General features: G+C 33.1%; 9 protein-coding genes, 1 tRNA gene and 2 pseudogenes. 3 read left to right on the forward strand and 9 right to left on the reverse strand.

The window, feature by feature from the left end:
- Positions 1–27 precede the first annotated feature (27 nt).
- From AAHN03_RS03655 to AAHN03_RS03670, 4 genes are all read right to left on the reverse strand, one after another.
- Positions 28–279, reverse strand: coding sequence for a BolA/IbaG family iron-sulfur metabolism protein (locus tag AAHN03_RS03655; protein ID WP_341761597.1), 252 nt, complete (start codon positions 277–279; stop codon positions 28–30).
- A 104-nt stretch (positions 280–383) separates the two neighbouring features.
- The gene (locus AAHN03_RS03660; RefSeq protein ID WP_342279135.1) at positions 384–1,940 is read right to left on the reverse strand and encodes a patatin-like phospholipase family protein; all 1,557 of its coding nucleotides are present in this window, start codon (positions 1,938–1,940) and stop codon (positions 384–386) included.
- 228 nt (positions 1,941–2,168) lie between these two features.
- Positions 2,169–2,720, reverse strand: coding sequence for a hypothetical protein (locus AAHN03_RS03665; protein WP_341761599.1), 552 nt, complete (start codon positions 2,718–2,720; stop codon positions 2,169–2,171).
- Between the two features lie 83 nt (positions 2,721–2,803).
- Positions 2,804–5,293 (reverse strand): valine--tRNA ligase, encoded by a 2,490-nt coding sequence (locus AAHN03_RS03670; protein ID WP_342279136.1) that lies wholly within the window; start codon positions 5,291–5,293, stop codon positions 2,804–2,806.
- 69 nt (positions 5,294–5,362) lie between these two features.
- Between AAHN03_RS03670 and AAHN03_RS03675 the strand changes: the two genes are divergently transcribed.
- Both AAHN03_RS03675 and ubiA read left to right on the forward strand, forming a co-directional pair.
- A complete protein-coding gene (locus AAHN03_RS03675; protein ID WP_342279137.1) occupies positions 5,363–5,587 on the forward strand; it encodes a palindromic element RPE1 domain-containing protein in 225 nt (74 codons plus the stop codon).
- Positions 5,588–5,787: 200 nt separating this feature from the next.
- Entirely contained in the window at positions 5,788–6,639 is an 852-nt protein-coding gene (gene ubiA / locus AAHN03_RS03680; protein WP_410521350.1) for a 4-hydroxybenzoate octaprenyltransferase, read from the forward strand.
- 226 nt (positions 6,640–6,865) lie between these two features.
- Here the strand turns inward: ubiA and AAHN03_RS03685 are convergent.
- The 5 genes and pseudogenes from AAHN03_RS03685 to rodA form a co-directional block, all read right to left on the reverse strand.
- Positions 6,866–9,115: pseudogene (locus tag AAHN03_RS03685) on the reverse strand (2-oxoglutarate dehydrogenase E1 component); the annotation flags it as partial.
- A 639-nt stretch (positions 9,116–9,754) separates the two neighbouring features.
- A pseudogene (locus tag AAHN03_RS07650) lies at positions 9,755–9,838 on the reverse strand (2-oxoglutarate dehydrogenase E1 subunit family protein); the annotation flags it as partial.
- A 123-nt stretch (positions 9,839–9,961) separates the two neighbouring features.
- The gene (locus tag AAHN03_RS03690) at positions 9,962–11,713 is read right to left on the reverse strand and encodes an ABC transporter ATP-binding protein (RefSeq protein WP_342279139.1); all 1,752 of its coding nucleotides are present in this window, start codon (positions 11,711–11,713) and stop codon (positions 9,962–9,964) included.
- Positions 11,714–11,813: 100 nt separating this feature from the next.
- A tRNA-Asn gene (locus AAHN03_RS03695) sits at positions 11,814–11,888 on the reverse strand.
- 228 nt (positions 11,889–12,116) lie between these two features.
- Positions 12,117–13,220, reverse strand: coding sequence for a rod shape-determining protein RodA (rodA, locus tag AAHN03_RS03705; RefSeq protein ID WP_342279171.1), 1,104 nt, complete (start codon positions 13,218–13,220; stop codon positions 12,117–12,119).
- A 67-nt stretch (positions 13,221–13,287) separates the two neighbouring features.
- On the opposite strand from rodA, the gene cysS reads away from it, so the two are divergent.
- Positions 13,288–14,670, forward strand: coding sequence for a cysteine--tRNA ligase (gene cysS, locus AAHN03_RS03710; RefSeq protein ID WP_342279141.1), 1,383 nt, complete (start codon positions 13,288–13,290; stop codon positions 14,668–14,670).
- Positions 14,671–14,725 lie beyond the last annotated feature (55 nt).

Below are 14,725 nucleotides of genomic sequence, written 5' to 3' on the forward strand. Positions count from 1 at the left end.
CCCAATGTTGGGAATGCAGGTGTATGATTATTTGACTATATTTAATGGAGAACTGGTAGTTTTTATGGTGATAGCATGTAATTTATTATTATTCAGTATTTCTGCTAAAGCTTTTTTTACCATCTTATGCTGATTAATTAGACTAATTCCAAGAAAAGCATCATCTTGTATTTCTAAGGAATAGTGATTCTGATCTCCAGCTAAATCAACAATTTTTATTTTGGCATTTGGAAAACTATAACGTATAATTTCTTCAAGTTCTTTAATAGATATTGCCATTGTTCTTTAGAGTTTTTTATGTAACATACAACAAAAGCTTAAAGTCTGCAATCAGAGAAATTTAAAAGTCGATCTGACTGGCAAAGTAATGCATTTTTTACTTTCTAATAACAGTCAACTAAGTCGTCAGCATGCTCGTATAGTGTATCCTGTCCCTCAAGTTTAGTCACTTCTTGAACACAAGAAATATTATACTTATAATCATGAGAGGTACTAATTATTAATGACTTAATATTTTCTAATAGCTCTGAACGACTCTCTGTATCTAACCCTACAATCCATTGAACGGTTTTCTGTACTTCTTCAGGTAGTGATGCAATTGTAGTAATATCTAACTCTTCAGGAGATACATTATTAACATATTCTAAATATTCTAATGCACATTTGGAATCCTTTGCATATAATTCTTTAATCCATTGAAGTGTTGTTGTAAATTTCTCACTAATTACAGCAGGATATGTTTCTCCATTAGTCACTATAGTACTACTAGATTCTAATTCATTACTTACCATTGCATTTAAGACTTCAGGTTCTACAGCAGTTGTTACTATATCAAAATTTGAGTTATTAGCATTACTTTCATACCCTTCATCATTAACCTCAGAACTTACCAGTGCATTTGAGATTTCAGATTGCTCAAGATTATCATTCCAATCAGCTTTTAACCTATCACACAGATCTTGTATTAACTTGGAATTATTTTCTAAATATTGCTCAGCGACTAGCTTTAACTTTGTTATATTATTTTGGCTAGAATCGTCTAAGCTTTTACATTCTTTTGGGATAGGCAGCCATATCTCTGTATTTTGTCCTTCACCTGTTAGATCTAACCTAACCTCATTTACGTCAGCTTCCTCGTCGTTTTTCATAAGTGTATCAATTAAGCCGTTAAGCAACCACCCTAATGCTCCATCAAAATTAGATGATGGTATTTGGGCTTTGGTTTGCTCACCTTTTCCAAAATTGATAGAACAAATCATAGTGCGTTCCATAATGTCTGCTTGTTCATGATAACTAAGCCCTTCTTTAAGCACCTGTAGCACTGTAGCAGCTGGACGATTAGCACCAAGACCACCATCGGCAAAAGCATAAGGCTTACCCGCAGCATAATCATAATCTTTTACGACCTCTTTATTAACAACAGCTTTAAAATAGGTTGGTGCTGCTGTAGTTGCAAGAAGCACGTCCTTTGTTCTAACATGTGGACTATGTTGATCATGACTATCAAAAATCTTCATACTATTCTTTCCTTCATTCAAATCAGCAACTGGTATAATAAGACGGCATAGACTATCATCCAATCTATTATCCCCTAAATGCTTTTCTAGCATTTTCTTCAAAGGTTCTTGACTATATTTGTGTTTTATTATTCCCCAGTTAAACCAGCTTTGAGGGAAGATTTCAGGAGCAGTGTTTTCAAATAATTCTAAAGCTTCTTTAGCTGAATAACGAGGTTCTGTTGATCCTTCTTCTTTAGGAATTGTTAATAAGGCTGCAATTAATCCTCCAACACTAGTGCCAGAAATAATATTAAATAATTTAGATATAGGTTGCTGGGTTATTTCTTCTATTTTCGCTAGTACAACTAACTCAGCTATTCCTTTTACCCCACCACCTGAAAGGCAAAGAACTTTGTTTTGTCCTGTTTGATTTGTAGTCATAAACTATGCCTCCGTAACCTTTTAAAGTTTCCTGATATTTAGGTTATCATAAAATTTATATTATAACAAATAAAATTTTGTATCGTAATAAATAAAAGCAAAAAATAAATTATATAATATCGTAGGGAAGGCTAAAATATTACACACCAAACTTGTAAATTGATTTATCAATTTTTCAAAGTATTTGAGTATATAACACCCCAATTCGGGATAAGAATTAGTTAATTCTTATCCCGAATTCGCGTATAACCTAACATGCTGCAAAATTTTCTTTGCAGCCTCACTAGCAGGAAGGAGTGTAACATCAAGCTCAAATAAATTAGGATGAGAAATTTGAATCAAAGGATATTTTGGATAAACATCTTGTATATCGATTGATTTGTAACGAAGCAGCCTATCTAGTTGTTGAATTCTCATAATATTTTCTTCTTCTGAAATCAATAATTTTACAGGAATAAATGTTGACTTACGGTTCGATGCTAGCTGTTGTACTTGATTAAAAAGCTTATGATCACCATCAATCTCATAGAGACAATTAGTAAGAACATAGTTATTATAAGTTTCTTGGCTTAGAAAATTAAAAATACCATCTCGTATATGTTTAATTGTATCCCAAGCAAATTCTGGAATGGGAGTCAACCCATCATAATTTAGAAGTGAGAAAATAGGATTATTGATATGCTGGTTATCACATATGCTGTAGCCAGCTTTTGCTATTTCCTTTGCTATAGTATACTTGCCAGTCCCTGGTTTTCCTATTAGGTAGATAATGGTAGTCATTTTGTTTAATCTCACTAAAAGCTAACTATACTAATTTTATTTGTGTTAAACTCTAAAAACTTAGAAATTGATTTATCAATTTTTCAAAGCATTTGAGTATATATTACATTAATTACAACATCGCCATTCTTTAAGACTTGATTTGTTGATGAAAATTGCTCAACAAATTCTATGGTGCGAGCAGACGTAACGTTTTTGAGATCTATTATTAGGTCATCAGAAAGTTTTTCTCCTATAATTTCTAGTATCTCAATATCAGCTTTGACTGACAAATTCTTTTCTGCTTTAGCTTTCCTAACCAAGTCTAGTATTTCAATAAGTCTATCAGGCTGAATTTGATCTACCGGAAAAGATAAATTTTTGATTTGAGGCCAGTTGCTCCTTGTATGTATAGATTTTGTACTGTACAAAATTTGCCAAATTTCTTCTGTTATATGTGGAAGGAAAGGAGCTAATAATTTAAGTAAGATTTTTATAGAATGATATAAGGTTATTATGGCACTATACTGCCCTTTATTATCTGAACTATCCATATTATAAGCTCGGGTTTTAGTTATCTCGAGGTAATTATCACAAAATACTGACCAAAAAAACTTTTCTATCAAATCCACAGCATTGGCATACTCATAATTTTGCATGTCTGATTCAACTTTGCTTACTAACTCAACTAGTTTAACTATTAACCACTGGTCAAACTTATGACAAATCTTGCTTTCTATATCAGATATTTCAGCATTTTTATCTAGTGAGTCTAATTTATCGAAGTGAATAGCAGCAAATTTAGCAGCGTTCCATAATTTATTAACAAGCCTCTTGCCATTTTTCATTACGTCTTCAGAGTAAACAGTGTCTGCCCCAAGCTTAGATTTAGAAGTCCAATAACGTGTTACATCAGCACCGTATTGCTCAAGCAATTTTTGTGGTACAATAACATTGCCTTTAGATTTTGACATTTTGCTACGATCAAACGCTAGACACCACCCGCTAATCATAATGTTTTTCCAAGGTAGGGTATTCTCATGTAATTGGGCTTTAAGTATTGTATAAAAGGTCCATGTCCTAATGATTTCATGAGCTTGCGGATGTAGGTCAGCAGGAAATAATTTTTTATGACGCTCGATATCTACGTTAAACTTTTCAGAGATACCATGACTACTTAATTGTGGTGATACTGCACTGGTAGCCCAAGTATCCATAACATCGTAATCCGGTTCTACTTCCTCTCTAGAATAGCCAATTGGTAGGTCTCGAAGAGGGTCTACTGGCAGTTGTTTGATATCTGGAAATAGGGGTTTGCCTATTTCGCCAATTCTTTTAGAATACCAAACAGGGAAAGGTACACCAAAATAGCGTTGACGACTTATACACCAATCCCATGATATGCTATTTATCCAGTTCTCAAGCTTAATTTTCATAGTTTTTGGATGCCAATTCAGCTCACATGCACGTTGCATTAGAACATCTTTATGTTTTATCGTGCGAACAAACCACTGAGGTAGCGTAAGTATCTCTAGCGGTGAGCCTGAACGTTCAGCACATTTTACTGTTTGAGTAATTTCTATTTGTCTAACTAATAGGTCTTGCTCTTTTAAGATTTCTATAATTTTACTTCTAGCATCTTTTATTTTTAAACCATTTAACTGATGTGAATTTGATAATTCAGTCGGGACATTTATGATACCTTTTTTATCTATAATAATTTTCATGGGTAAATTGTGAGTTCTCCACCAAGTTATATCGGTTGTGTCACCAAAAGTACAGCACATCACAAGTCCACTTCCTTTATCTATTTGAACTAAATCATCCGCTAGAATAGGTACTTTAACATCAAATAGCGGTGTTATGGCAAATTGGCCTTCTAGTTGTTGGTATCTATCATCATTTGGATTGTAAAATACTGCAACACAAGCTGGTAGCATTTCTGGTCTAGTGGTAGCAATAATAATCTTCTCACCCTTACTGGTATGAAAAATTATATCATTCATCATTGAAGTTTTTTCTTGGTCTTCAATGTCAGCTTGAGATAAAGCCGTTTGATCAACTGGATCCCACAACATTGGTTGATTATTACGGTAAATTTCGCCTTTGTCGACTAAGTCTAAAAATGACATTTGTGATATTTTTTGTGATAATGGATTAATTGTTTGGTATTCCAAAGTCCAATCAACAGATAAAGCCATTTGATTAAATAATGAGCGGAATTTCTCTTCCTCAGAAATAACAACTTCCTTACATATCTCAATAAATTCATCTCTTGCAATACTGGCTGCTCTGAGTTGTTTTTGTTTTTCAACTAAACGTTCGGTAGGTAAACCATTATCATCAAAACCGATTGGATAAAAAATATTTTTACCCAGCATCCGTTGGAAACGGACAATAAAATCAGCTTGAGTATAACTGTAAACATGTCCTATATGCAAATGTCCTGAGACTGTTGGTGGTGGCGTATCTACTACAAAACTATTTTCTCTCGTATCATTTTTATCCCAAAGATAAATTTTTTGTTCCTGCCAAAATTTTTGCCATTTTCTTTCGCTTTCAATAAAGCTATAATTTTTTAGAAATTCTATCATAATAAGACTATCCTAGTTACGCGAATTCGGGATAAGAATTAACTAATTCTTATCCCGAATTGGGGTTGATTGTTAAAATATACTCGTGTCAGCCACTTCAAAAGTAGACCTCTTGCAGAATTCGCTTCTGCTAGGGAATTTGTAGGAGGACCGGAACCTCGACCCGCAGCGTACTCAAACGTACGTGAGGATTCGAGTCTAGTCCCGACGCACAAATTACCAGCAGAAGTAGAATTATGCAAAAGGTCTAGTGCATTTATCGAATTAATGGTTAGAATATATCATAATATTTGACCCCACTAAGTATTTTATATTAGATTTTTTGAATATTTCTATGTTGAGTAGATTTATAGGCATTTTCGCTAAGCAAGAACCGAAAGCAGTACTAAATTCCGTTACGAATTCGAGAACGAAAATAACGATCGATAAGACCATTAGATGGAAATGTTCACAGACCTAGTTAAATTAATTCAAAATATATCATAACTATAGAGATGCCAAATAAATTTTTTCTGAGCCTTAAATTAATGAGACTGCAAAGTCCTACTGGCTATCTGTTACTATTTTTCTCAACATGCTTTGGGGTACTTCTTACTAATATTGCAATTTATAATTTAGTAAAATTATTATCATTGTTTTTTATTGGAAGTATCATTACTAGGGGAGCTGGTTGCGTTCTTAACGATATTTTTGATAAAGATTTTGATAAGCATGTTTTAAGAACAAAGGATAGACCACTAGCTAATGGATCATTAAATGTAAATGAAGCGATGATTTTGTTAACTATATTATCAGTCTGTTCCTTGACAATTTTATTATCATTAAATAAAACAGCGATTTGCCTAGGGTTTCTTAGCTTTATCATGATTGTTTTATATCCGCTAATGAAAAGAATGATAAACTTTCCGCAAGTATTTCTAGGACTAACATTTAATGGAGTATTGATTGGCAGTAGTGCTGTAATTGATAAAATATCAATAGAATCGGGTATTATGTATATTGCCTGCTGTTTTTGGATTATTGGTTATGACACTATTTATGGTTTTATGGATATAAAGGACGATAAGAAGATTAAGATCAAGTCAATGCCACTTTTTTTAGAAAAGAGAAATTATAAATTACATTTATATGTTTACTATACCATCTTCATATTATTATTCATATTTGCTAACATTATAGCAACCCATCGACCTAACTATATAGCTATTCTCTGTGCTTATATAATGCTGATTTGGCAGGTAGTAACATTAGAAATCTCAGACCCACAAAATTGTCTTACTAGGTTTAAAAATAATAATTACGTTGGTTTAATCTTGGCTTTAGGTGCATTAGATTTGAATAATTAAATAATTCACCTTACGCGTGGCATTTAAAAATCATAAGGGAGAAAACAGCCCGGCGTCATTGCGAGGAGCTACTTTAGTAGCGACGAAGCAATCTAATAAATGTGGATTGCCACGACCACTACGTGGTCTCGCAATGACTCTTGTACTTATTCTGCAATTTTTAAATTACCATGGTGGTTATGCGTAAGGTAAGTTAAATAATTATGCTGACATTTCCAACTTAACTCTATCCCTTAATTATCAAGGCTTCTTCAAGCAATTTTTTCTGTTGCTCATTATGTATGATCGGTGAGCCAACTGCTGGTGAAGCAGACTCATTCCTACCAACATATATAAATTGATTATTAATTGATGCATTTTTTAGGCTCTCATTTAAGTGATCTTTAACAAAATTCCACGCCCCCATATTTTTAGGTTCTTCTTGACACCAAATAAACTCTTTAGCTTTATTATATTTACCTAATATTTTAACGATAATATCCGTTTCAAACGGATATAACTGTTCAAGTCTAATAATCACTATATCTAAAATATTCTTTTCTTCTCTTTTTTCTAATAAATCATAGTAGACTTTACCACTACATAATATAATTCGTTTTACTTCCTTGGCATTTATAGCATCATTAATTTCGTCTAGCACAGGTATAAAGCTCGTATTCTCATCAAGCTGGGAGAGAGGTGATACAACCATTTTATGTCTTAATAAAGATTTTGGTGACATTACTATTAGTGGTTTACGAATATTACTGTATATTTGACGACGTAATAAATGAAAAAATGAAGCTGGCGTCGTAGGATATGTAACTTGCATATTATTTTCAGCAGCAAGCTGCAAGAACCTCTCGAGTCTTGCAGAGCTATGCTCTGGACCTTGTCCTTCAGATCCATGTGGTAGTAGCACTACTATACCGCTCATCCTGAGCCATTTGCTTTCACTACTGGAAATGAATTGGTCGAAAATTATTTGAGCTCCGTTAGCAAAATCGCCAAATTGAGCTTCCCAAATTACTAAATCTTTTGGATTAACTAATGAATAACCATACTCAAAACCTAAAACTGCATATTCAGATAAATTACTGTCAGCAATTTCAAAATTTGCTTGCCCAAAATTTCCTTGGTTTTGCGATAAATTATTTAATGGTGTATAAGTTCTATCATCCACCTGACTATGTAACACTGCATGACGGTGAGAGAAAGTGCCACGCCCACAATCTTGACCAGTAAAGCGTATTCTAGTACCTGAATTTAATAAACTGGCAAAGGCTAACTGTTCTGCAGTTGCCCAGTCAATAGGTTTATCTTGCTTTAAAGTATTTTCTCTTAATTCAAATAATTTTACAAGTTTGGGATTTAAAGGAAAATCTTTTGGTATCTGACAAAGCTTTATACCAAGTTCTTTTAAGGTGTCTTTGTTAACACCAGTAGAGAGCATTTGAGCATTTGACCTAGTATAACTAGACCATAAACCTTCCAAAAACTGAGCTTGCGGCTGATAATTTTTGGCTTGTTCATATTCTTGATCTAATTTCAGTTTAAATTGTTCTTTTAATGTAGGAAAATAATTTTGGTCAATTATTCCACCTGCTACTAGTTTATTTGCAAAAATAGTTGCCGGGGATTGCTTATTTTTTATTACATTATACATAACAGCTTGAGTATACATAGGCTCATCACCTTCATTATGACCATATTTACGATAACAAATAATCTCAATGACTATGTCTCTAGCAAATTTATACCGGTAATTCACTGCAATATTGGTAGCCTTGATCACTGCTTCAATATCATCACCATTTACATGTAGAATTGGACTATTAATTATCTTAGCAAACTCAGTAGAATATCTACCTGGTCTAGTGTCATAACTATTCGCTGTAAATCCAAGCTGATTATTAATGACAAAGTGAATAATCCCGCCAACATTATAAGGCTTTAGATCCAACATAAATAAACTCTCAGCTACTACACCTTGACCACAAAAAGCACTATCGCCATGAACCAAAATACCCATTACTTTCTTACGATTAGTATCTTGGATGCTATCCTGTTTTGCTCGTACTTTACCAGATACTACCGGATTCACCGCTTCTAAATGTGATGGATTATCTGCCATAGAAAGATGCACCTTAAACCCCTCTCTTATCTGATCTGATGAATAGCCAATATGATACTTCACATCACCTGAAATACCTAAATCAGTCGGCAAGATACTACCTGTTATAAATCCAGACAAAATAGCTTTATAAGGTTTAGTCATTACCTTAGCCAGTGTGCTAAGTCTTCCTCGGTGAGCCATACCTATTACTACATCTTCTAGTCCATGGACAGTAGACATATCTATGGCTTTATCTATAGCCACTACGGCTGCCTCTCCACCTTCTACTGAAAAGCGTTTTGCTCCAGGAAATTTGGTATGTAGATATTGTTCAAATCCTTCAATTTCTACTAAGTCTTTTAGTACGTCCTTCTTATCTTGTTCCAATATATTAGACTTCCTGCATAATTCTACTTTTGCTGGTAATTTGTGCGTGATACCGGTACTCTGTTCCTCACGTACATTTGAGTACGCTGCGGGTCGAGGTTCCGTGTCTCCTACAGATTCCTCAGCAAAAGCGAATTCTGCAGGAAGTCTATTAAAAGCTTGAACATTACTTTCTATTTGTTCAAAAAACCAAGTTTTCTCATCTTCATTGGTCACATGAGCAAATTCTACGGCAATATCTTTAGTATAAGTGTGATCAAGCAAATTAACCAATTCCTTAAGTGAACATGCTTTTATTCCAAAAAATTCATCATCAATTTCTATAATATTATTCAAATGATCTGTGGTAAAACCAAAATCTTCTATATTAAGTCTCAACTCATTTTTAGTCTTAAGAACCTCAAGATTCAAGGGATCTAGCTTGACTAAATAATGTCCATAATTACGGTAGCGGGCAATCATTGCTTTTGCTCTGAGCTTGTTAGCTGTAGCAGAAAATTCCGTAACATACGGCGGAGGTTTTTCTTGAGGTGAAGTAATAACATGAGCAATAGTTTTATTAACTTGGTAACTATTATTATTCTCAATATTTTGGAAATAGTTTTGCCAGCTTTCATCAACTGCTTTATGATCTGATAAATATAGCTGATATAGTTCTTCTATAAAAACAGCATTACTACCAAATAAAAAACTAGTTTGTTTTAAATTTTTATCCATAAACTCCTATTCCTAATTAGTAAAAAGCCTAGATAGCATTCCCCGTGGGGAATGACATCGTTTTTGGTCTTGTAAGTATTATTTCCAATTTTCCAAATCATTTGTCGCTTTTGAAGTACAAACCTAAATTACCATACCATTTACTTGATGCTCCCAAAGTTCTTTGAATTTACCATTTGGCATTGCAAGTAGTTCTACAAAATTTCCATCTTCAACAATTTGGTCGTTTTCTATCACAACAATTCTATCTAAATGTCTTATTGTTGACAGACGATGAGCTATGGCAATTACAGTTGCATTATTTTTTTCAAGTAGTGTGTTTATAGATTTTTGAATTTCTAGTTCGGTTTGACTGTCAAGTGAAGAAGTCGCTTCATCCAAAATTAAAATTGGGGCATTTTTAAGAATAGCTCTGGCAATTGCTATACGTTGACGTTGACCTCCACTTAGTTTAATTCCTCTTTCGCCCACAAGGGTATTATATTTCTCAGGTAGGGTTTCAATAAACTCATGAAGATTGGCTGCCAGTGCTGCACTTTCTATCTCAGCTTGCGTTGTATTTTCTTTAGCATACCCAATATTTTCTCCAATAGAACGATGAAAGAGCATAATATCTTGTGGAATTAGAGATATTTGACTACGTAGGCTCTCACAAGATACATTATAGATACTTTGATTATCAATAATAATATCCCCGGTTGTTATTTGAAAATTTTTGAGTAATAAAGATATTAATGTTGATTTTCCACCACCAGAATGTCCAACAATTCCAATTTTTTGACCAGCTTTGATATTAAGATTTAAATCCTTAAATACACAATTAGTGTTGTTATAACCAAAAGATAAATTCTGAAATACAATATCACCTTTGGTAATCGTTAAGTTAGTTACAGAAGGAGTATCAATTGTATTTTGTGGGATTTGCATAATTGTAAAAGCAGAGCGAAAAGCAGCAACATCCTCTAGGAAATCTTTTATTTCCATTGTAGTTTGCCAACTATTTTCAGTAAATAAAAAAGTAAGTGACATAACAAAAGCAATATCACCAATTGAAATCTCATTATTATTTTTCATATAAATGACATAACAAAATAGTGAGATTAAAAATACCCAATAAAATAAACACAATATTATAGATATAATTAAATCGTATCTATAATATTTGATAATTAATGGGTTATGTATATTATCATAATAGTGCTGTATTTTGTGTAACTCACGCTGCTGAGTAGCAAAAGCAAAAACTGTAAAAATGTTAGTAATACAATCTGCTACAGTTCCAAATAAATAATACCATGAATCTTGCTTTTCCTGCTCCATTTTGGCAAGCTTGGTAAAAAATTTAAATGCCATTGGTGCATATATAAAGCTAAATGCTAGAACAAAAAAAAGTATTTTTATATTGGTCAGACCTAATGCAATACCAGAAAATAACGTAATAAACAATGGTTTACTTAACTGCAATTCAAGTGCTTGATGCATTTTAAAATAGTTATCACCAATTCCTTTTACTTTCGCAACAATTGAACCGGAAAGGTTATGTTGAAAAAAAGTATATGATAATTTAAAGCAATGTGTGCAAACTTTATTTAATATATTTTGTAAAATATATGGCATACATTTTAATTGAGCAAAATTATGCATCCGCCATGCACCATCAAGGATAATTTGGGAGCTTATAAATATCGTTATTGGTTTCCAACTTTGTTCAAAAGTAATATTTTGATTTTGAGTAAACAAATCAATTAATAGCTTTATAGCATAATTATATATAATTGGATATACACCATTTGCACATGGTGCAATCATCATGATAAAATATAAATACTTATATGGTTTTATAACTGACCAAAGAAAGGAAAATGGAGTTAACATTTTTGTATAAATTTATTTGTACTAGTACAAAGACGGAAAGCTAGACTTTATGCTACGTCCACCGTTTGATATGTTCACAAAATGCACTGAAATTGAAGAATGGCTCCCCGGGCCGGACTCGAACCAGCGACCGAACGGTTAACAGCCGTTTGCTCTACCACTGAGCTACCGAGGAACATTTGCCTTTATATAGACTAGGTTTCTTATAACAAATCTTTTGACTATGGTCTAGTATTTTCTTATTTTATCTATAAAAAATAAATAAACCTCTTGCAAAATTCGCTTATGCTGAGGAATTTAAAGGCGACTTGAAACCTCAACCCGCAGCATACTCAAATGTACGTGAGGAGCAGAGTACCGGTATCACGTACAAATTACCAACAGAAGTAGAATTATGCAAGAGCTATTTAAAAACATTACTATGCTGGTGTACCTGAGCATTCATTACTAATCCAAACCCAATAAGCATTGATACCATCATTGTACCGCCGTAAGATATAAAAGGCAAAGGCACACCTACCACTGGCAATAATCCCATCACCATAGCTATATTTATAAATACATGACTAAATAGGATTGATGTTATGCCTATTACCATCAGTTTACTAAATATAGCTCTACAATTCACAGCAATCATTAATGAAATTATTATAATTGCAGAATAAAGAATTAACAGAAACAAACTACCAACAAAACCAAATTCTTCAGCAAAAGTAGCAAAGATAAAATCGGTTTGATGCTCTGGTAAAAAATCTAGATGGCTTTGGCTACCTTTAGCTAGCCCCTTGCCCCACAATCCACCAGAACCAATAGCGATTTTTGATTGAATAATGTTATATCCAGCTCCAAGAGGATCTTTCTCAGGATCAAAAAAAACCATGATTCGTTTTCTTTGATAATCATGCATCACTTGCCACATAACTGGTATGCAAGTAAGGACTATAATACCAATTATCACAAAATTTCTCACTCTAAAACCAGCAGCAAAAAAAATAATACTAGCAATGATGATATTAATCACCCCAGTACCTAGATCCGGTTCTTTTATTATCAGTATAACTGGTACTATCACACCTATTATAGGCAATAATATCTTGTAAAATCTAGCAAAATCCTCAATCTTTAGTTGATGAAAATACCTAGCTAACATTAACACTACTGCTAATTTTGTTGGTTCAGAAGGCTGCACACGGATAACTCCTAAATCTATCCAACGTTTTGCACCCATAGAAATAGATCCAAAAAGCTCAACACTAACTAATAAGATAATAATAGCAATATAAAATATATATGAAAACTTAAATATATACTTTATATCAATAGTTGCAATAATAATCACAACTGGTAAAAACAGGAAAAAATGCATCATCTGCTTATACGCCCAAGGGTGAATATTACTATTTGAAGCGGAATATAGTATAACAAAACCAATGCTACAAATCACACTAATAAGAATAATTAAAGTAATTGGTAATTTTTTTAGTTTTTCAAAATAATTTCTTTGAATTGACATTCTAGGTAGATATCCATAAAAATTAGCTGTAAAATGACATTATTTATTACGATTAAAAAACATGAAATTATTATTACATAACACACTTACTCACAAGAAAGAAGTTTTCATACCGCTAGATAGTAATTTAGTAAAAATGTATGTTTGCGGTCCAACTGTCTACGATCATCCCCATATTGGTAACGCTAGGTCCGTAGTAGTATACGATATTTTATACCGCTCACTAAGCAAAATATTTGGTCAAAATCATATAAAATATGTGCGTAATATTACCGATGTTGATGATAAGATAATAAATAGAGCCAAAGAACTCAAAATAACGATTTCTGACTTAACAGTTAGAATTACCGAAGAATTTCATGCTAATATGCAATATCTAGGTTGCAAAACGCCAAATATTGAGCCAAAAGCCACCATGCATATTGATGACATGATTGTGATTATTCAAAAATTACTTAACCTAAACCATGCTTACATCGCAGATAATCACGTTTATTTCGATATTTCTACCGCCCCAAATTATACAAAATTATCAAATCGTAATCTTGATGAAATGCTAGAGGGAGTGCGTATTGAAAATAATCCATCAAAAAAGCAACCACATGATTTTGTATTATGGAAACCAGCCAGTAAAGATGAAGAAATATTGGCAAATTTCGATAGCCCTTGGGGAAGAGGTAGACCAGGCTGGCATATAGAATGTTCAGCGATGAGCTATAAATATCTCGGAGAAAATTTTGACATTCATGGTGGAGGGGCAGACTTAATTTTTCCTCATCATACTAATGAGATAGCACAAAGTACATGTGCTTTCCCGAACTCTCACTTTGCTAAATATTGGGTGCATAATGGATTTCTGACCTGTAATGGTGAGAAAATGAGTAAATCGCTCAATAATTTTATTACTGTAAAAGACTTGATAGATAAAAAAATCCCTGGTAACGTAGTTAGATTACTGTTACTGAGTAGCCACTACCGTAAACCATTAGATTACAACAATAAAGCTCTAGAAGATGCTACAAAAACAATGAATTATTGGTATAGAGCGATAGAAAATTTGGACATTAACAAACTTGACGTTCAGAACATTCCAAAAGAATTTTTATCTCACTTATTCGATGATATGAATACACCTCTAGCCATTAAAATAATAAACGATTATGCTAAACTGGTCTTTGCGAGTAACAAAGAAGATGATAAGTACTTATATGCTTCTTACTTACTTTCATGCAGCAATTTTATAGGTCTAATGACCCAATCAGCTAGTAGGTGGTTTTACTGTGAAATAAACTATGAACCGATTCTCCAGCATATTGAGCAACGTAGGCAGGCCAAATTACAAAAAAATTGGTTATTAGCCGACCAAATTCGTCAAAATTTATCAAAAGATGGCATAATTCTAGAAGATAAACTAGATGGATCAACTAGTTGGAGAAAAGTTTGATTAAGTGATCTTTTCTGTGTTGAGGCTGCTTGATATTTCTTCCATATTGACAATA

Origin of the sequence: Candidatus Tisiphia endosymbiont of Myopa tessellatipennis (assembly GCF_964031105.1) — a bacterium.
GTDB lineage: Bacteria > Pseudomonadota > Alphaproteobacteria > Rickettsiales > Rickettsiaceae > Tisiphia.